The sequence below is a fragment of the Streptomyces collinus genome, from assembly GCF_031348265.1.
Classification (GTDB): Bacteria; Actinomycetota; Actinomycetes; order Streptomycetales; family Streptomycetaceae; genus Streptomyces; species Streptomyces collinus.
Genome location: NZ_CP133771.1, coordinates 5,716,150 through 5,734,749, shown reverse-complemented (window position 1 = coordinate 5,734,749; position 18,600 = coordinate 5,716,150). Strand labels below are relative to the sequence as shown.

The following is an 18,600-nucleotide window of genomic DNA, read 5'->3' as shown; positions in this document are numbered from 1 at the left end:
TCCCGGCGGAATCACACGGAAGCACCGGACGCACTGAGGTGCGAACGACCGGAAGCGAGAAGGGGTTGGGCATGCTTGGACCGCGGCCGACGGTGGCCGGATCGGCGGAGACGCATCACGCCCCGCTCACCGCTCCGGGGGCCACGCGCGCCATGGAGGCGGTGCTGGAGCGGGTGCTGGAGGACCGGCTGCGGCAGGCCCGCGACACCGACGCGGTGTTCTCCCGCGAGATGGCCGAGCGCGTCGCCGCGTTCGTCCGGCGGGGCGGCAAGCGGCTGCGTACGGCGTTCGTGTGGTGCGGCTGGCGGGCCGCGGGCGGCTCGGGCGACGCGGGCGCGGTCCTGAGCACGGGGGCGGCCCTCGAACTGCTCCAGGCCTGCGCCCTCATCCACGACGACGTGATGGACGGGTCACCGCTGCGCCGCGGTGCCGCCGCGGTGCACGTGGACTTCGCCCGGGACCACCCGGCCGGCCAGGCGGGCGGCTCCGCCGGGCCGTTCGGGACGTCGGCCGCCGTGCTCGCGGGCGACCTGGCGCTGGCGTGGGCGGACGACCTGCTGACGGAGACGGCGCTCACCTCGCCGCACGGCCAGCGGCTGCACGAGGAGTGGCGGGCCATGCGCACCGAGATGGTCGCCGGGCAGTACCGCGACCTGCGTGCGCAGGCGAGCGGCTCGTCCGGCGCCGAGGAGGCGCTGACCATCGCCGTCCTGAAGAGCGCCCGGTACACGGTCGCGCGGCCCCTGGCGCTGGGCGCGGCACTGGCCGGCGCGGACGCCCGCACCGTGGGCGCGTTGCGGGCCGCAGGCCGGTGCGCGGGGCTCGCCTTCCAACTGCGCGACGACCTCCTCGGGGCCTTCGGCGATCCGGCGCTGACCGGCAAACCGGCCGACGAGGATCTGCGCTCCCGCAAGCTCACCCCACTCCTCGCCGCCGCCGTCCGGCTCGCGGAGGCCACCGGCGACCGGGACGCCGCCGCCGTGCTCGCCCCGGACGCGGAGGCCCGGCCGGGGCACACCGTCGACCGGATGCGGGCGGCGCTGGAGCGGACGGGTGCCCGGGCCGAGGTGGAGGCGAGGATCGCGGACCTGGCGGCCACCGGGCTGCGGCATTTCGAGGCGACCGGCGCCGCCACGGGTGTGCGGCGGGAGTTCGCCGCCCTGGTCGAGCGGGCCTCGGGCCTCGCCCCGCGCCACGCGGAGGAGCTCGTATGAGGACGGTGACGGGACCGACGGACCATGTGGTCGTGGTGGGCGCCGGCCTGTCCGGGCTGGCGTGCGCGCTGCATCTGCTGGGCGCCGGCCGCCGGGTGACACTCGTCGAACGGGACGCCGGCCCGGGCGGAAGGGCCGGGCGGGCACGGCTCGGCGACTACCTGGTGGACACCGGGCCGACCGTGCTGACGATGCCGCATCTGGCCGACGCGGCGTTCGCGGCGGTCGGCGAGAGCCTCGGCCGGCACGTCGAGCTGCTGCCCCTTCACCCCGCCTACCGGGCCGGTTTCGCGGACGGGACCTCGCTCGACGTGCACACCGACGGCGATGCCATGGAGGCGGAGGTGCGGCGCTTCGCCGGACCGGCGGAGGCGGCGGGCTACCGCAGGCTGCGGGAGTGGCTGGAGCGGCTGTACCGGGCGCAGATGCGCCGTTTCATCGACACCAACTTCGACTCGCCGTTCCAGCTGGCGCATCCGGATCTGGCCCGGCTCGCGGCGCTCGGCGGCTTCGGACGTCTCGACGGCAGGATCGGCCGCTTCCTCTCCGACGCCCGTCTGCGCCGGGTCTTCTCCTTCCAGGCCCTGTACGCCGGGGTGGCCCCGGCCCGGGCGCTGGCGGCCTACGCGGTGATCGCCTACATGGACACGGTGGCCGGTGTCTGGTTCCCCAAGGGCGGCATGCACGCGCTGCCCCGGGCGATGGCGGACGTGGCGGCCGGGGCCGGTGCCGAGCTGCGCTGGTCGGCCGAGGTGAGCGCGCTGGAACGCTCCGCGGGCCGGGTGCGGGCGGTCCGGCTCGCCTCGGGTGAGCGCATCCCGTGCGACGCGGTGGTGCTGACCTGCGAACTGCCCGCCGCGCACCGGCTGCTGGGCCGGGCACCCCGGCGTCCGGTACGGCTGCGGCACTCGCCGTCCGCGGTGGTCCTGCACGCGGGGACCGACCGCACCTGGCCCCACCTCGCCCACCACACGCTGTCCTTCGGCGCCGCGTGGGAGCGCACCTTCGACGAACTGACCCGGACGGGGGCGCTGATGAGCGACCCGTCGCTGCTGATCACCCGTCCGACGACGCACGACGCCTCCCTGGCGCCGCCGGGCCGTCACCTCCACTACGTCCTGGCGCCCTGCCCCAACACGGCCGTCGGCCCCTCCGCCGCCGCCTGGCGGGACCTCGGCCCGCGCTACCGCGACAGCCTGGTCGCCGAGCTGGAACGCCGCGGCCTGGACGGGTTCGCGGACAGCGTCGAGGAGGAACTGCTGGTGACCCCGCTCGACTGGACGGCCCAGGGCCACGCGGCGGGCAGCCCCTTCTCCGTGTCCCACACCTTCGCCCAGACCGGGCCCTTCCGGCCGCGCAACCTCGTGCGCGGGCTGGACAACGTGGTGCTCGCCGGCTGCGGGACGACACCCGGGGTCGGCGTACCGACCGTGCTGATCAGCGGCAAGCTCGCCGCCGCCCGGGTCACGGGCGGCCCGGGACGCCGCTCTCCGGCCTCCCGCCCGCGCCCGGCCGTACGGGAGGTCCCGTCCACCCCGACCGGAGCAGGTGCCCATGACCCGACGTGAACTGGACGCAGCGGGGATCACCGACCCCGGCCTGCGTGCCGCATACACCCGATGCCGGCAGCTCAACGCGCGCCACGGCCGGACCTACTTCCTGGCCACCCGCCTGCTGCCACTGGAGCGCCGCTCGGCGGTGCACGCGCTGTACGGCTTCGCCCGCTGGGCCGACGACATCGTCGACGACCTGGACCGGCACCGGACCCCCGACGAGCCCGGCCTGCTGCTGACGCGGCTGGAGGGCGAGCTCGCCCACACGCTGCGCACCGGCGGCGGGACCGAACCGGTGGTCCGGGCCGTGGCCGACACCGCCGACCGGTACGGCATCGACGTGACGCTGTTCGCCGACTTCCTCGTCTCGATGCGCGCAGACCTGACCGTCACCGACTACCCGACCTACGCCGACCTGCGGGCCTACATGCACGGATCGGCGGCGGTGATCGGCCTTCAGCTGCTGCCCGTGCTCGGCACGGTCGTCCCGCGCGAGGAGGCCGCTGTGCACGCGGCGGCCCTCGGGGTGGCGTTCCAGCTCACCAACTTCCTGCGGGACGTGGGCGAGGACCTGGACCGCGGCCGCGTCTACCTGCCCGCTGACCTGCTTGCCGCCCACGGCGTGGACCGGCCGCTGCTGGAGTGGAGCCGGCGCACCGGACGCCATGACCCGCGCATCAGGGCGGCCCTCGTCGCGGCCGAGGCCCTGACCAGGGACGTGTACCGGGAGGCGGAACCGGGCATCGCGATGCTCGACCCGCGGGTGCGCCCCTGTATTCGCACCGCGTTCACGCTGTACGGCGGCATCCTCGACGCGATCGCGCGGCACGACTACACCGTGCTGCACCGTCGTGCGGTGGTGCCGCGCCGCCGGCGGGCGGCCACCGCCGCGGCGGGGGTCCTGAAGGTGGCCGGCGCGCGATGGCGCGCGGCACCCGCGGCGGCCCCCGCCGCACTGGAACGGAAGGGACCGGGTCGTGAGTGAGCGAGCGGACAGGGCACGCTGGACGTCGCCGCTGCGGCGCCGTCGTGGACCGGCCTGGGCGGAGCAGACGCCGACCTGGCGCGCGGCCCGCCCGGCGTTGATCGCCGACACGCTCAAACGGGCGTCCGCTCGGCCCTCGGGCAACTGGTTCGTCGTCGGCGCCTCGCGGGCCGTGCGCCCCGGCCGCCCCTACGGCAGGACCGTCGGCGGCGTCGAGGTGGTGCTGTGGCGCTCGGAGGCGGGTGATCTGCGGGCCGGCCCCGGTGCCTGCCCGCACCTCGGTGCTCCGCTGCGGGACAGCCGGGTGGTGTGCGGCACGCTGGTCTGCCACTGGCACGGACTGGCCCTGGACGGTGCCGCGTTCGCCGGCTGGCAGCCGTACCCCGTCCACGACGACGGGGTGCTGGTGTGGGTGCGGCTGGACGCGGTCGGGGGCGAGGAGCCGTCGGAGCGGCCCGTGGTTCCGGCCCGTCCCGCGCCGGGCAGCGGGGTGGACGCGGTGTTCACGGCGGTCGGGCGGTGCGAGCCGCAGGACGTGGTGGCCAACCGGCTCGACCCGTGGCACGGGTCGTGGTTCCACCCGTACTCCTTCGTCGACCTGACGGTCGTGCGGGAACCGCAGGGCGGCGAGGGGGGCGACGAGGACGACGCCTTCGTGGTCGACGTGTCCTTCCGGGTGGCGGGCCGTCTGGTGGTGCCCGTGCGGGCCGAGTTCACCGCGCCGGAGCCGCGCACCGTCGTCATGCGCATCACCGACGGCGAGGGCGCCACGTCCGTGGTGGAGACCCATGCCACGCCGCTGACCGCCGCGGACGCGGACCGGCCGCGGACGGCCGTGATCGAGGCGGTCGTCGCCGCTTCGGACCGGCGCGGCTTCGCCCTGGCCCGGGCCTCCGCCCCCGTGCTGCGCCCCCTGATGCGGGGTACGGCCGGGCGCCTGTGGCGCGACGACCTGGCCTACGCCGAGAGGCGCTGGGAGTTGCGCAGCACCGGGCGGTTCCCCGGCTGACACGACCCCGCCGGACGGGCCTGCGCTGAGCGGCCCGGGCCCGTCCGGCGGCCCTTCACCGGCGCGCAGGACGATCCGCGAGCGCCCCGAGTGCCCGCAGAACCCGGGAACGGCCCGCCCGTGGCACGGTCCACAGCACCTGGCCGCGGACGCCCCACCGGGCGAGCAGGGCGTTGGAGGCCAGGAAGCCGGTGGTGGCGGCGCGTTCCATCAGGGCCACGGGCAGGTCGCAGCGGAGTCCGTCGCCGGCCAGCGTCAGCCACGGGTGCGGGGTCCGTACGGTGGGGCGCCGGTGGTGGGTGCCGACCGGGAAGAGCGGACAGTCCGAGCGCCACTCGTGCCGGGCGTCGACGAGGCGCGCCTGACGGGTCTCCGGGTACACCCGCCGCAGCTGCCCGAGCAGTTCGTCCTGCACGGTCTGCCGGTCCGCGCCGGGGTCGACGGCGTAGGCGTGCAGTTCGACGACGGAACCCCCGTGTTGCGCGGCCCAGCGGGCGGCCTCGCCCTCGTAGCGTTCCAGGACGCTGATGTTGTCGAGGCCGTCGTAGCCGCTGGTGCCGAGGAAGCCGGGGCGGTCGGCGCGGACCGGCCGGTCGAGCCAGAGCCGGGAGACGAGGAACGGCGGGGCGGTGCGCAGGGCGGCGATGTCCTCGCGCCAGGGGGCGGTGCCGAGGCGGGGCGAGCCGGCGACGACCCGGCGCAGTCCCGCGGTGTCGAGGGCGAGCACCACCGCGTCGTGCCGGCCGGTGCCGGTGCCGGTGCGCACCTCGGCTCCCCCTGCGGAGTCGGGCTCCACGCCGTGGACGGGGGTGCCGGTGCGGACGGTCGCGCCGAGGCGGCGGAGGTAGTCGGCGAGCGGCTCCCACAGGGCCTGCGGGAAGGGCTCGTCGGGTACGTCGAAGAGCAGCCCCTCCGAGGAGCCGAGGAAGTAGATGTGGAACATCAGCATCAGCTCGGCGGCGGAGAGTTCGCGCGGGTCGGCGAAGAAGCTGCGGGAGAAGACCTCGAACGCCAGGTGGTGCGCGGCCTCGGGGAAGCGGACGCGTTCCAGGAAGGCGGTCGCGCTGGTCTCGTCGAAGCGTGTGTACACGTCGGGCACGCGTACGTCCGTCAGCGGCAGCGCCGCCCGGGCGTCCAGGGCGGCGAGGTCGCGCAGGCCGAAGGTGGGGCTGAGGGCGACGAAGCCGAGGGCGCTGAGGGGCGGGGTGCGCGGGACGCGGGCGAAGCTGTCGGTCAGCCCGCCGCTGTGCCGCAGGGGGTAGTCGGGCAGCGGGGTGAGGCGGGCCAGGGCGGGGTCGGTGCGCCGCAGCAGGCCGCGCAGGTTGTAGTACTGGCGGAAGAAGGCGTGGAAGCCGCGGCTCATGGTCACCTCGGAGCCGTCGGCCAGCCGGGTGCGGTGACCGGCCAGGCGGCCGCCCAGGGAGTCCTCCTGTTCGTAGAGGGTCACGCGGGCGCCGCGTTCGGCCAGTCCGGTGGCGGCGGCGAGACCGGCGATCCCGCCGCCCACCACGGCGACGGACGACGCGTCCTCGCGCGTGAACCCGTCCCGGCCGGGGACGGGCATGAGGACCTCGGCCTTGCGGTCCCGGCCGCGGCGGGCGGCCGGACGGGTGCTCGTCGGGCGGCTCATCGGCCGGGCTCCCCCGCCGCGGCGACGAACGTGTGCGTGATGCCGGTCTGCCATCCGGCGAGGGGCAGGGCCCGCGCGCCCGTGAAGCCGGCGCGCGTCAGGCGTCCGGTGAAGGCGGAAGCGGTGTCGAAGTCGAGGACGCTGTGCCACAGGTGCCGGTACAGGGCCCGGTCTCCGGTGATCGTGCCCGCCGGGATGATCACGCCCTGGCACACGGCCGTCCACAGCGCCCGGTGTGCCGGCGAGCCGGTGAGGCTGTACTCGTGGACGGCGAGCCTTCCGCCCGGGCGCAGCAGTGCGCGCACCGTGCCGAGGACGCCGTCCGGGTCGGAGACGTTGCGGAACAGGTAGGCGGCGAAGACCGCGTCGAAGGGCCCTTCGCCGGCCGCGTGGAGTTCCTCGGCACTCAGGTGCAGGAAGCGCACACCGTCGGGCCACGGCTTGGCCAGCGCCCGGCGCAGCATGCCCGCGGAAGCGTCCACCGCGGTGATCCGCGCCCGGGGCGCGGCTCGCAGCAGGGCCCGGGTGGAGGCGCCGGTGCCGCAGCCGAGATCGAGCAGGTGCAGGCCGGCCCCGTCCCCGGGGAGCTTCAGCCGGCGGGCCGAGCGCAGCAGGTCGGCGCGGTATCCGGGGTTGAGGCCGGTGAGGCGGTCGTAGGTGCGGGACGCGTGGTCGAAGGCGCGTGCCAGGTCGTGGTCGCGCAGCAGGGTCATCGGTGGTTCTCTCCGGTTCCTGGGGCGGGGTGGGTGCGGCGGGGGAGGAAGGGCACTTCGAGCGCGGTGCGGAGCATCGGGCCCACCGGGGTGCGCAGTCCGATGCCCCACTCCTCCCGGAGCGAGGTGGAGCCGTCGAGGAAGCGCAGCAGACGCGGCGCCGGCGTCCGGCGGAACAGGCCGGTGAAGAACTCGGGGCCGTCGATCCGCCCGGTGTCCAGGGCCCGCAGCAGCACGGCGTCCATGGCGAGGGCCCGCCTCCCGTGCGGTGCGGGCACGGTGGCGCGGCCGTCGTGCAGGGCGGCGGCGATGGCCCGGCTGTGGCGCTGGACCGCCGCGAAGGTGTAGCCGGTGGCGGGGCGGGTCGCGCCGCCCGCCGTCCCGATGCGGAAGACGGCCGACCCGGCCCGCCGGGGGAAACGGGCGTCGGTCATGGGGATGACGCCCTGCTCGGCGCTCTCCACGCCGAACTCGCCCAGGCGCAGCACCTCGCGGGCGTAGTGCCCGAGCGCCGCCTCGTAGGCCTCGGTGGTCAGCAGGGCCCGCGAGAACTCGGTGTACTCGACGAGCGCCCGGTCCGGGGCCAGCGGCAGGACGTAGCCGAAGGCGAGCCCGTGGCGCGGCTGGGGCACCCGGAAGTCCATGAGGTCGGCGACCGCGGGGTCGAAGCGGTCGCCGCGGGTGCGCACGAACCAGCCGCGGAAGTGCTGAAGCAGCCGCGTCCGGGCGGGTGGCAGGGCCCGCAGGGGCCGCGAGTCGAACACGTAACGGGAGCGCAGGGTCAGTGTCCGGCCGTCCTGTGCCGTACAGCGGACCTCCGCGCCTCCGGGTACGTCGCGCACCGTGCCGGCCGTGGCACGCAGCAGCCGCCCGCCGGGCGCGCGCGCCAGCCGGGCGTGCACGAGTCGTTCGAAGGCCGCGGAGCGCACCATGCGGTAGCGCCAGGGGGCCGTATCGACGGTGAGCGGGTCACCGTCCGGGCCGTGCACCCGCAGCAGGGGCCAGGTGGCGGTGACCGCCTCCTCGAAGTCACCGTCGCCCTGGTCCCAGTAGCACCAGGTCCGCTCCGCGGGACGCGCGGGACCGTCCGGCGGTTCGACCACGGTCACGGTCGCGACGCCGGTCTCGACCAGCCGGTGGGCGAGGCTGAGGCCGGCGGCACCGCCCCCGACGACCACCACGTCCGACGTGCCGACCGGTTCCCGGCTCACCGGGCCCCCCACGCGCCGCTCATCTCCGCACTCCGCTCCCGGCCACCGGTCGGCTGTTCCCTGTCCGTCGTGTGCTGTCCGTTCACCGCTTCCGGCGGGTGCCCGTGTTCGGATGCAGCAGCCCCTATGGCGATGCGGTCCCCTGACGCGACACGACCGTCTCCAGAACCGCGACGGCCTCGGCCAGCCCCGTGGGGCGAGGCAGGCCGGGGACGGTCCGGCCGCTCCAGCCGGGCCCGATCGTCAGGACGACCGGCTTGCGGCGGGCGCCCCGCACGCCCCACTCCATCGCGGCCACGTGCTGGGCCAGCGGGCGGCTGGCGGTCGTCCGGGACTGCGCCCACAGCGCCACCGCGGCCGGACCGGTTCTGCGGACGGCCGTCACGAGGGACTCCACCGGCAGCGCACCGCCGAACATGCGCACCGGCAGACCGCGTTCGGCGAGCGCCGCGGCCAGCACCTCCAGGGGCAGCGTGTGGTTCTCGCCCGGCACGCAGGCGAGCACGAGGGTGGCGCCCGGGCGGTCGGCGGCCGTGGGCGGGGCCCCGCGCCGCAGCGCGCCGGAGACGTGCCAGGACAGGAAGTGCTCGACCTCGACGTACTTCTCGCCGGAGCTCTCCCACTTGCGGCCGACGGCCTGAAGGGTCGGCATGATCACCTCGGTCCAGGCGGCCACCAGCCCGTGCTCGGCGATCGCGGTCTCCAGCAGCTCGTCGAGCGCGGAGGCGTCGAGGCGCAGCGCGGCACGGGCGATGCCCTTGCACTCCTGACGCACGTCCCCGAGGCGCAACCCGCTGCCCGCCCGGCTGCGGGCGCGGACGGACGGTCGCGGTGCCCCGCCCTCGTCCCTCCGGCCCGGGGCCTCCACCCCCGCCGCTTCCCCGGCCGCCTCCGGGGGTGCCGGGGCCGCCCGAGCGGCCGGGGCCGGCTCCGAGGGTGCCGGGGCGGCCGGGGTCCGCTCCTGCGTCGCTTCGTCGAGCACCGTGCGCGCCGCCTCGGCGGGCGGTATCCCGGTCGCCGTCAGGGCGCACATCCGCTCCAGCCGGGCCACGTCCACGGGGGTCCACCGCCGGTGCCGGCCGCCCGTGTGCGCGTCGGGCCCCAGGCCGTAGCGCCGGTCCCAGGTGCGGACCGTGGTGGGGGCGACCCCCAGCCGCCTGGCCACCTCCCCGGTCGTCAGTCCGACGCCGGCCGGTGCGCTCTCGGATCCGCGGCCCTGGCTGTCTCGTTCGTGTACACCCATACGTCCGACTGTACGACGCATAAACGACGCATGTTGAGATGCGTCGTTTGTGCACCGAACACTGGCTTCGAGCGCAGGGTCGCGGCTCGGCACAGCGCGACCGGTGCGGTTCGGCAGACGGCCTTCCGTCCCAGCGCGACGCCCTGCAGGAGGAACCAGGCCATGATCACCAACACGCGCATTACCGCCCCCTCCGAGGAAACGCGGTACGAGGAGGAACTGGCCCGTGGCCTCGTCGCCGCCGACGAGGAGGCGTTCGCCGCGATCTACCGGCGATGGGGCTCGCTCGTCCACACCATGGCCACCCGACTGCTCGGCGACACCTACGAGGCGGAGGACGTGACCCAGCAGGTCTTCCTCGGCGCCTGGCACGGCCGGGCCGGATTCCGCCCGGAACGGGGTCCGCTCGGCGCCTGGCTGGTCGGCATCACCCGCCGCAAGATCGTCGACGCGCTGGCGGCCCGGACGCGGCGTCTGACACTCATCGACTCGGCCGGCCGCGACGCGGACGCCACCGGGCCCGAGGAGGCGGCACCGGACCGCGTCCTGGACCGGGTGCTGCTCATCGACGCCCTGGCACAACTGCCGTGCCGGCAACGGGAGGTGCTGTGCATGGCCTTCTACGAGGACCTGACCCAGGCGCAGATCGCGGAGCGGACCGGCATGCCCCTGGGGACCGTCAAGAGCCACGCCCGCCGCGGCCTGCACCGGCTCCGCCAGGCGATAGAGCAGCCCCCGGTCCACGACACGGGCCTCTAGGGCCGGCCTACGCGCATCCACGGCGGCCCCCACACCTGAAACAGGACCGAGACTCCGCACCGTACGGAGCTCCGTTCGAAGGGATGATTCCCATGATTTCACGCACTCGCCTCGCCATCGCCGCCTCGACCGGAGCCTGCGCCCTGGCCCTCGGCGTCTCCGCGCCGGCCCTGGCCGCCCAGCAGCAGGACAAGGCCATGGTGTCCGTCTTCCACGGCATCCCCGGTATGACCGTGGACGTGTACGCCAACGGCGATGAACTGATCGGCGACTTCAAGCCCGGCACCGTGACGGACCCGCTGTCCCTCGACGCCGGGAGTTACGACATCCAGATCTTCGAAGCAGGCAAGGGACCGGGCGGAACTCCGGCCCTGGAGAAGAAGATCGAGGTGCCGGAGGGCGCGAACGCGACGGTCGCCGCCCACCTCTCCGCCAACGGCGATCCCCAGTTGACGGCTTTCACCAACGACGTCTCCCAGGTCGACGCGGGCAAGTCCCGTCTGACGGTCCGCCATGTCGCGGCCGCACCGGCCGTCGACGTCCGGGCCGGCGGACAGCCGGTGTTCAGCAACCTGACCAACCCGAAGGAGGACACCGCCGAGGTCGACGCGGGCACGATCAACGCGGATGTGGTGCTCGCCGGTACGGACACCGTGGCCATAGGCCCGGCCGACCTGAAGCTCGGCGAAGGCACCAGCAACGTCGTCTACGCCTGGGGCAGCGCCGAGGACAAGAACCTGGCCCTGGCGACCCAGACGTTCAGCGGCATGGAGTCCTCGCCCAAGGGCGTCCCCGCTGGCGGCAGCGGTGCCGCCGTCACGCCGAACTCCTCCGACCTGGGGCCGGCCTGGGCCGTCGCCGGGGCCGGAGCGGTCGCGGTGGCGGGCCTGCTGGTGACCCGCCGGGTCGCCCGCCGGCGTGGCTGACGGCAGGCGACGGCTGACGGGACCGATGGTGGCGGCTGCCGCTCTGGCAGCCGTCCTCGGTTTTCCGGCCACGCCGTCGCAGCCGGCCGCGCACCCGCCCGAAGCGGCGACGGCGCCGTCGGCACGCGGGAGCGCGGCGGCCCCGGAGACGACGCCCGGCACGGCGCAGGATCCACCGCCCCGGCGCGTGCTCGTCCCCCGCGCCGGCCTCGACGCCGAGGTCGGTCCGGTGGGCGTGACGGACCGGGGGGACATGGCCGTCCCCGACGACCCGTCCGTGGCCGGCTGGTACCGCTACGGGCCCGCGCCGGGCAGTGCCCGGGGCTCGGCCGTGCTCGTCGGGCACGTCGACTCCGAGACCGGTGACCTCGGTGAGTTCCTGGCGCTGTACGACGTGCGGCGCGGAGACCGCGTCGAGGTGCGCCGGGCCGGGGGCGGGCCGGTGCACTACCGGGTCGTCTCGCGGGTCACCGTGCCCAAGGACGAGCTGCCGCCCTCGGCGTTCCGCCGGAGCGGCGCCCCCGTCCTCACCCTCATCACCTGTGCGCCTCCGTACGACCCCGAGCGAGGCGGCTACGTGTCCAACCTCGTCGTCACGGCGGAGCCCGTCGAGTCCCGCCCAGCGGGGAACGGGAGGGCGAAGTGACCCACGTAGAGTCCGCGCACCTGGTGGAACTGGCGCTGCGCAACGCCACCCCGACCGACGCCGACGCCGAGGCCCTGCGGCACGTCGAACAGTGCGACCGCTGCCGCGAAGAGCTTCGCATGCTGACCCGCGTGGTCGCGGCGGCCCGCACCGCACAGCTCGTGGACCTGCCGACGGCACCCCCGGACCGCGTCTGGCAGCGGATCAGCCGGGACGTCTCCGGCGCCCCGGACACCCCCCGGCCGCCCGCACCCGCCCCGGCCCCCGGAAGGCGACTGCTCCTCGCCCTACTGGCCCTCGCCGCCGCCACGGGCATCGCCGTCGCCCACCGGTACCTGCACGAGCGCGCGGAGCTGGTGCGGCGCGGGGTTGTCCGCCAGGGCCGCGAGACACGGCCCTCCGCATTCTGGCGAAGCTGACCGAGCTGGAGAACGACCCCCTTGGGGTTCAACACCACCGCTCTCGTGTCCCAGCCCGAGCGCCGCCGCCTACGCGTGGGCGACTACCGCGTGATCTACACCCTCGACAACGGCGAACTGGTGGTGTGGGTCGTGCACGTGGGGCTTCGCTCCACCGTCTACGGCACCTGAGCACGCCTGACGTCGGGTCAGGAGATCGATCGCCCCTTCCGACCTGCAGGTATGTGGGCGCATCCCAGCACCGTCCCAGCGCGGGAGCAGTGACAAAGCACAAGGAGATCCGGGATGCCAAGACTGCGCGCCACCGATGCAGGCCACACAGCACCCCCAGCGCTGTAATAGTTCTTGTACTAGACTGACCTCATGAAGTCACCCCGCCCCGGCGGCACGGAGAACATCTCCGTCTCGATGCCCTCGGAACTCCTCGGTGCTCTGCGCACACGTACCGGCAAGCGCGGCGTGTCCGCGTATGTGACCGCGGCGGTCCGGCATCAGCTGGCGATGGACGGCCTCGCCGAGATCGTGGCCGCTTACGAAGCCGAGCACGAGCCTTTGAGCGAGGCCGAAGTCCAGGCCGCGCAGCGCGAATTGTTCGGTGACGCACCGGCGCCCTACGCGTCGAACGACAGCGCCGCATGAAGGAGCCCGCGGCCAGGTCCCTGGTTCTGGACTCCCAGGCGTTGTCGCTGCTGCTGCGCAACGACCGCCAGATGATCACCCGGATCGAGGCCGCTCGGCGCGTGGGCGTGCCCGTCCTCGTATCGGCACTGACGGTGGTGGAGGCCGTCTACGGGAAGACGGACAGCGCCCGGCTGCACTGGGTGCTCTCCCGCCTCCAGGTCCAGGACGTCACCCAGGCGGACAGCCTCACCGCAGTGCAGCTGCTGAGCGACGCCGGCGGTCTGCACGGCCACAAGTACGCCATCGACGCCCTCGTCGCCGCGATGGCACTCCGCTCCCCGGCACCGGTCCTCGTACTGACCTCGGACCGCGACGACTGGTCGAAACTGTGCGGCGACCGCGTACAGATCAAGGACGCCTGACCGAGCGCGCGGGTGCGGTGGCCCCCTGGGTGACGGTCCAGGAAGCGAGCAGGCGCAGGCCCCTCCTCGGAGGGCGAGCCCGGTTCAGCCGCCAGAACAAGGGGCCCGACTCCGAAGAGTCGAGCCCCTCCTGAACTGCATGTTTGCCAGATCAGCGAAGTGGTGTCGCGTCAGCCGCTACACATTGAAGCGGAACTCCACCACGTCCCCGTCCTGCATGACGTACTCCTTGCCCTCCATCCGCGCCTTCCCCTTCGCGCGGGCCTCCGCCACCGAGCCCGTCTCCACCAGGTCGTCGAAGGAGATGACCTCCGCCTTGATGAAGCCCTTCTGGAAGTCGGTGTGGATGACACCGGCCGCCTCGGGGGCCGTCGCGCCCTTCTTGATCGTCCAGGCGCGGGATTCCTTGGGGCCGGCGGTCAGGTACGTCTGGAGTCCCAGCGTGCGGAAGCCGACGTGGGCCAGGGTCGCCAGGCCCGGCTCCTCCTGGCCGACGGACTGGAGGAGTTCCAGCGCCTCGTCCTCGTCGAGCTCGGCGAGGTCCGCCTCCAGCTTGGCGTTGAGGAAGATCGCCTCGGCCGGGGCGACCAGCGCGCGCTGCTCGTTCTTGAAGTCCTCGTCGGTCAGCTCGTCCTCGTCGACGTTGAAGACGTAGAGGAACGGCTTGGTGGTGAGCAGGTGCAGGTCGTGCAGGAGCTCCTCGTTGCCGGAGCCCTGGACGATGCCCGCGGAGAACAGCGTGTCGCCCTTCTCCAGGATCTCCTTGGCCTCCTCGACGGCCTTGACCTTCGGCGCGATGTCCTTCTTGATGCGCGACTCCTTCTGGAGGCGCGGCAGGACCTTCTCGATGGTCTGCAGGTCCGCGAGGATCAGCTCGGTGTTGATCGTCTCGATGTCGTCCTTCGGCGAGACCTTGCCGTCCACGTGCACGACGTTCTCGTCCTTGAAGGCACGGATGACCTGGCAGATCGCATCCGACTCGCGGATGTTCGCGAGGAACTTGTTGCCCAAACCCTCGCCCTCGGAGGCGCCGCGGACGATGCCGGCGATGTCGACGAAGTCGACCGTGGCCGGAAGGACCCGCTGCGAGGAGAAGATCTCCGCCAGTTTCGTCAGGCGGGGGTCGGGGACGCCGACCACGCCCACGTTGGGCTCGATCGTGGCGAACGGGTAGTTGGCCGCCAGCACGTCGTTCTTGGTCAGGGCGTTGAACAGGGTCGACTTGCCGACATTCGGCAGACCGACGATTCCGATCGTGAGCGACACGTTGCGACTTCCCGTGAGTGGAGGGCCAGGAGGCCAGGGGACCGGCCGATCCACCAGTCTACGGCGTGTCCGGAACCGCCCGGGCGGACAGTCGAACGCTTGGCCAAGCCGCGGCCGACGGCGTGTCTGAGGGCCTATTCGGCATATTGAACGACCTAAGTTGGTGCAGTGGAGCAATACAGGACGCTATCTCCTCAGTACGGAACGCGACAGCACGGACCGCGACGGGACCGGCCCAGGCCGCCCAGGCCGCCCCGGCAGCCCGTGCCGTCCCAGGCGGGACGGGGGGCGGGGGGCGAGCCCGTGCGCGCGGCCCGGCCGCCCGGGCCTCAGCGCCGCCCCGCGCTGGTACGACGGCCCGCACCCGCACCGGCCCCCACCGCGGGCGGCCTGCCGAACCCCCGGCTGACCGGCCTGGGCAGCGGGCTGTTCTGCGCGGTGGTGATGTTCCTGCTGGGCGCGCTCTGCTCGGCGCTGTTCGGGGCGTCCCTGACGGCCTACGGCGTGCTGTTCCTGCCGGTGTGCGCGCTGACCGCCCTCTGGGTGCGCCGGGGGGACCTGATGACCGCGCCCGTCGTGGTGCCGATCGCGTTCGCCGTGGGGCTGCTGCCGCTGGCCGACGGCGAGGGTGGGACCGGCAGCAGGCTGATGGGCCTGATGACGGCGCTCGCCACGCAGGCCGGCTGGCTGTACGGAGGGACGCTGATCGCCGGGGTGATCGTGATCGTCCGGCGGATCAGGCTGGTGCGGCGGCGGCGGACGGCCGGGGCCCGGCCGCCGGTGTAACACGCGGCAGATCAGGCCTCAGCGCCCGGCCGCCCGCATCGACGCGCCCACGATCCCCGCATTGTTCTGCAGCTGTGCCGGGACGATCTCGGCCTTGATGCCCTCGATGTGGGGCAGGAACTTGTGGGCTTTGCGGCTGACGCCGCCGCCGACGATGAACAGCTCCGGCGAGAACAGCATCTCGACGTGGGCGAGGTACTTGGTCACGCGGTGCACCGCCCAGTGCTCCCACGTCATGTCGTGGTCCTCGCGGGCCTTGCTGGAGGCGCGCTTCTCCGCGTCGTGCCCGTCGAGCTCCAGGTGGCCCAGCTCGGTGTTGGGGACGAGGACGCCGTCGACGAAGACCGCGCTGCCGATGCCGGTGCCGAGGGTCAGCAGGATCACCGTGCCCCTGCGGTCGCGGCCGGCGCCGAAGTGCATCTCGGCGACTCCCGCGGCGTCCGCGTCGTTGACCACCGTCACCGGCAGTCCGCCCAGCCGCTCGCCGAGCAGCGCGCGGGCGTCGGTGTCGATCCAGCTGTCGTCGACGTTCGCCGCCGTGCGGATCGTGGCTCCGTCGGTGACCACGCCCGGGAACGTGACCCCGACGGGGCCCGTCCAGCCGAAGTGGCCGACCACCTGCCTGACGCCGTCGGCCACCGCGTCGGGCGTGGCCGGGTGGGGGGTGAGGACCTTGTGGCGCTCCTGCGCCAGGTCTCCCTTGTCCAGGTCCACCGGCGCACCCTTGATCCCGGATCCGCCGATGTCCACTCCGAAGATCTGCATGGCCCTACGTTACGACGAACGACTGACAGTCACAGGCCGGACAGCGGTCGCTGCCCGGCCCGTACCCGGTCACTTCGCGGAATCTTCACCGGTCCCGGCGCCACCGCGCTCGGCGACCAGCGACGCCGCCTCCTCGCGCAGGTCGCGGCGCAGCTCCTTGGGCAGGGAGAACGTGATGGACTCCTCGGCCGCCTTGACGATCTCGACGTCCTCGAAGCCGCGCGTGGAGAGGTACTCCAGGACCTGCTCGACCAGGATCTCCGGGACGGAGGCGCCCGAGGTGACGCCGACCGTGGTCACGCCCTCCAGCCAGGCCTCGTCGATCTCGTCGGCGAAGTCCACGAGGTAGGCCTCGCGGGCACCGGCGATCTTGGCGACCTCGACGAGCCGCTTGGAGTTGGAGGAGTTGCGCGAGCCGACCACGATGACCAGCTCCGACTCGGCGCCCATCTGCTTCACGGCCAGCTGACGGTTCTGCGTGGCATAGCAGATGTCGTCGCTGGGCGGGGAGATGAGCTGCGGGAACTTGTCCTTCAGGGCGTCGACGGTCTCCATGGTCTCGTCGACGGACAGCGTGGTCTGGGAGAGCCACACGACCTTGGAGGGGTCGCGGACCTCGACCTTCGCGACATCGCCCGGGCCGTCGACGAGCTGGATGTGGTCGGGGGCCTCGCCGGAGGTGCCGATGACCTCCTCGTGGCCCTCGTGGCCGATCAGGAGGATGTCGTAGTCCTCGCCCGCGAAGCGGACGGCTTCCTTGTGGACCTTGGTGACCAGGGGGCAGGTGGCGTCGATGGTGGCGAGCTTGCCGCGCTCGGCCTCCTCGTGGACGACGGGGGCCACGCCGTGCGCGGAGAACATGACGATGTTCCCCGGGGGCACCTCCTCCGTCTGCTCGACGAAGATCGCGCCCTTCTTCTCCAGCGTCTGCACGACGTACTTGTTGTGGACGATCTCGTGCCGGACGTACACCGGAGCGCCGTACTGCTCCAGGGCTTTCTCGACGGCGATCACGGCGCGGTCCACACCCGCGCAGTAGCCACGGGGGGCGGCGAGCAGGACACGGCGGCCAGGCGAAGCAGACATGCGTCCCATCGTAAGGCCGCGTACGGCAGGTCGAAGATCCCGTCCGTGTGACGCTCCGGCGAAGACCGGCACGGCCCCGCGCGAGGGACGTGAGCGGTGTTGTCGGCGGCGCCCACTACTCTCGCGGACATGGCTGTGAACACGACTCCGGAAGCCCCGCTGCCCGTCGGCGAGGTGTCGCGGCTCATCGGGGGCTGGATCGACCGGCTCGGGGCGGTGTGGGTCGAGGGGCAGATCACGCAGTTGTCGCGGCGGCCGGGCGCGGGGGTGGTGTTCCTGACGCTGCGGGACCCGTCGTACGACATCTCGGTCGGCGTCACCTGCTACCGGCAGGTGTTCGACGCCGTCGCGGACGTGGTGAGCGAGGGCGCCCGGGTCGTCGTCCTCGCCAAGCCCGAGTGGTACGCCCCGCGCGGGCAGCTGTCGCTGCGGGCCGCCGAGATACGGCCCGTCGGGGTCGGTGAGCTGCTCGCGCGCCTGGAGCAGCTGAAGAAGACCCTCGGGCGGGAGGGGCTGTTCGCGCCGGAGCGCAAGAAGCCGCTGCCGTTCCTGCCGCAGCTGGTCGGGCTGGTCTGCGGCCGGGCCTCGGCCGCCGAGCGGGACGTCCTGGAGAACGCCCGGCACCGCTGGCCCGCCGTGCGCTTCGAGGTGCGCAGCGTCGCCGTGCAGGGCGTGCACGCCGTGCCGCAGGTCGTGCAGGCCGTGAAGGAGCTCGACGCGCTCGACGACGTGGACGTGATCATCGTCGCCCGGGGCGGCGGCAGCGTGGAGGACCTGCTGCCGTTCTCCGACGAGCAGCTGATCCGGACGGTCGCGCAGTGCCGTACGCCCGTGGTGTCCGCCATCGGGCACGAACCGGACAACCCGCTGCTGGACCACGTCGCCGATCTGCGCGCCTCCACCCCGACCGACGCGGCCAAGAAGGTGGTGCCGGACGTCGGTGAGGAGTACGAGCGGGTGCGGCTGCTGCGGGACCGTGCGCGGCGGTGCGTGGCGGCGCTGGTGGACCGGGAGGAGCGGGGGCTGGCGCACGCGCTGGCACGGCCGTCGATACAGGACCCGCACCGGATGATCGACGTGCGCGGCGACCAGGTGGCGGACCTGCTCGACCGGGCCCGGCGCTGTCTGCGGCACCAGCTCGACCGCGCCGACTCGGAGCTGTCGCACACGCACGCGCGCGTGGTGGCCCTCTCCCCCGCCGCGACCCTGAAGCGCGGGTACGCCGTGCTCCAGAAGGCGGACGGGCACGCGGTCCGCGACCCGGGCGAGGTGACGGGCGGGGAGGCCCTGCGCGCGCGGGTCTCCGAGGGTGAGTTCTCCGTACGAGTGGACACATAGGGTGGGTG

19 protein-coding genes and 1 pseudogene are annotated in these 18,600 nt (G+C 73.7%); 13 read left to right on the top strand and 7 right to left on the bottom strand.

All coding sequences use genetic code 11. The annotated features are described in order from the left end of the window. Positions 1–71 precede the first annotated feature (71 nt). Genes RFN52_RS26225 through RFN52_RS26210 form a run of 4 tightly spaced genes read left to right on the top strand, consistent with a single transcriptional unit; the run spans position 72 to position 4,761 of the window. The gene (locus tag RFN52_RS26225) at positions 72–1,214 is read left to right on the top strand and encodes a polyprenyl synthetase family protein (RefSeq protein WP_184849545.1); all 1,143 of its coding nucleotides are present in this window, start codon (positions 72–74) and stop codon (positions 1,212–1,214) included. Then, entirely contained in the window at positions 1,211–2,782 is a 1,572-nt protein-coding gene (locus RFN52_RS26220; RefSeq protein WP_184849543.1) for a phytoene desaturase, read from the top strand. Before RFN52_RS26225 ends, RFN52_RS26220 begins: the two co-directional genes overlap by 4 nt. Next, positions 2,769–3,752 carry a phytoene/squalene synthase family protein gene (locus RFN52_RS26215; RefSeq protein ID WP_184849541.1) on the top strand — a complete coding sequence of 328 codons (984 nt, stop codon included), beginning with the start codon at positions 2,769–2,771 and terminating at the stop codon, positions 3,750–3,752. Before RFN52_RS26220 ends, RFN52_RS26215 begins: the two co-directional genes overlap by 14 nt. Next, positions 3,745–4,761 carry a Rieske (2Fe-2S) protein gene (locus RFN52_RS26210; RefSeq protein ID WP_311241060.1) on the top strand — a complete coding sequence of 339 codons (1,017 nt, stop codon included), beginning with the start codon at positions 3,745–3,747 and terminating at the stop codon, positions 4,759–4,761. The genes RFN52_RS26215 and RFN52_RS26210 overlap by 8 nt, the downstream gene beginning before the upstream one ends. Positions 4,762–4,816: 55 nt before the next feature. On the opposite strand, the gene RFN52_RS26205 is transcribed toward RFN52_RS26210, so the two are convergent. The 4 genes from RFN52_RS26205 to RFN52_RS26190 form a co-directional block, all read right to left on the bottom strand. Beyond that, entirely contained in the window at positions 4,817–6,391 is a 1,575-nt protein-coding gene (locus RFN52_RS26205) for an FAD-dependent oxidoreductase (RefSeq protein WP_184849539.1), read from the bottom strand. After that, a complete protein-coding gene (locus RFN52_RS26200; RefSeq protein ID WP_184849537.1) occupies positions 6,388–7,104 on the bottom strand; it encodes a class I SAM-dependent methyltransferase in 717 nt (238 codons plus the stop codon). Before RFN52_RS26200 ends, RFN52_RS26205 begins: the two co-directional genes overlap by 4 nt. Beyond that, a complete protein-coding gene (locus RFN52_RS26195) occupies positions 7,101–8,315 on the bottom strand; it encodes a lycopene cyclase family protein (protein ID WP_311241059.1) in 1,215 nt (404 codons plus the stop codon). Before RFN52_RS26195 ends, RFN52_RS26200 begins: the two co-directional genes overlap by 4 nt. Positions 8,316–8,439: 124 nt before the next feature. Further along, positions 8,440–9,558, bottom strand: coding sequence for a MerR family transcriptional regulator (locus RFN52_RS26190; RefSeq protein WP_184849535.1), 1,119 nt, complete (start codon positions 9,556–9,558; stop codon positions 8,440–8,442). A 162-nt stretch (positions 9,559–9,720) separates the two neighbouring features. Between RFN52_RS26190 and RFN52_RS26185 the strand changes: the two genes are divergently transcribed. From RFN52_RS26185 to RFN52_RS26155, 7 genes and pseudogenes are all read left to right on the top strand, one after another. After that, on the top strand, positions 9,721–10,317 hold the full coding sequence (locus tag RFN52_RS26185; RefSeq protein WP_184849533.1) for a sigma-70 family RNA polymerase sigma factor: 597 nt from the start codon (positions 9,721–9,723) through the stop codon (positions 10,315–10,317). A gap of 92 nt (positions 10,318–10,409) precedes the next feature. Next, entirely contained in the window at positions 10,410–11,243 is an 834-nt protein-coding gene (locus RFN52_RS26180; RefSeq protein WP_184849531.1) for a DUF4397 domain-containing protein, read from the top strand. Beyond that, a complete protein-coding gene (locus RFN52_RS26175; RefSeq protein ID WP_311241058.1) occupies positions 11,236–11,889 on the top strand; it encodes a class F sortase in 654 nt (217 codons plus the stop codon). The genes RFN52_RS26180 and RFN52_RS26175 overlap by 8 nt, the downstream gene beginning before the upstream one ends. Continuing rightward, complete coding sequence (locus RFN52_RS26170; protein WP_184854231.1) at positions 11,886–12,308, top strand: hypothetical protein; 423 nt, start codon at positions 11,886–11,888, stop codon at positions 12,306–12,308. The genes RFN52_RS26175 and RFN52_RS26170 overlap by 4 nt, the downstream gene beginning before the upstream one ends. After that, positions 12,272–12,479 (top strand): annotated as a pseudogene (locus tag RFN52_RS26165) (type II toxin-antitoxin system RelE family toxin); the annotation flags it as partial. The gene RFN52_RS26170 and the pseudogene RFN52_RS26165, both read left to right, overlap by 37 nt. 192 nt (positions 12,480–12,671) lie before the next feature. Next, positions 12,672–12,947: a hypothetical protein gene (locus RFN52_RS26160; RefSeq protein ID WP_030222583.1), complete on the top strand. Its 276-nt coding sequence runs from the start codon at positions 12,672–12,674 to the stop codon at positions 12,945–12,947. Beyond that, positions 12,944–13,351 (top strand): PIN domain-containing protein, encoded by a 408-nt coding sequence (locus RFN52_RS26155; protein ID WP_184849530.1) that lies wholly within the window; start codon positions 12,944–12,946, stop codon positions 13,349–13,351. Before RFN52_RS26160 ends, RFN52_RS26155 begins: the two co-directional genes overlap by 4 nt. A gap of 177 nt (positions 13,352–13,528) precedes the next feature. Here the strand turns inward: RFN52_RS26155 and ychF are convergent, their stop codons facing one another. Beyond that, the gene (gene ychF, locus RFN52_RS26150) at positions 13,529–14,617 is read right to left on the bottom strand and encodes a redox-regulated ATPase YchF (protein ID WP_030842729.1); all 1,089 of its coding nucleotides are present in this window, start codon (positions 14,615–14,617) and stop codon (positions 13,529–13,531) included. 168 nt (positions 14,618–14,785) lie between these two features. Here ychF and RFN52_RS26145 point away from each other — a divergent pair, with 168 nt between their 5' ends. After that, the gene (locus RFN52_RS26145) at positions 14,786–15,403 is read left to right on the top strand and encodes a DUF6542 domain-containing protein (protein WP_184849528.1); all 618 of its coding nucleotides are present in this window, start codon (positions 14,786–14,788) and stop codon (positions 15,401–15,403) included. Between the two features lie 18 nt (positions 15,404–15,421). On the opposite strand, the gene ppgK is transcribed toward RFN52_RS26145, so the two are convergent. Continuing rightward, positions 15,422–16,168 (bottom strand): polyphosphate--glucose phosphotransferase, encoded by a 747-nt coding sequence (gene ppgK / locus RFN52_RS26140; protein ID WP_184849526.1) that lies wholly within the window; start codon positions 16,166–16,168, stop codon positions 15,422–15,424. A 69-nt stretch (positions 16,169–16,237) separates the two neighbouring features. Continuing rightward, complete coding sequence (locus RFN52_RS26135; RefSeq protein WP_184849524.1) at positions 16,238–17,263, bottom strand: 4-hydroxy-3-methylbut-2-enyl diphosphate reductase; 1,026 nt, start codon at positions 17,261–17,263, stop codon at positions 16,238–16,240. 120 nt (positions 17,264–17,383) lie between these two features. On the opposite strand from RFN52_RS26135, the gene xseA reads away from it, so the two are divergent. Beyond that, positions 17,384–18,592, top strand: coding sequence for an exodeoxyribonuclease VII large subunit (gene xseA, locus RFN52_RS26130; protein ID WP_184849523.1), 1,209 nt, complete (start codon positions 17,384–17,386; stop codon positions 18,590–18,592). The last annotated feature ends 8 nt before the right edge of the window (positions 18,593–18,600 follow it).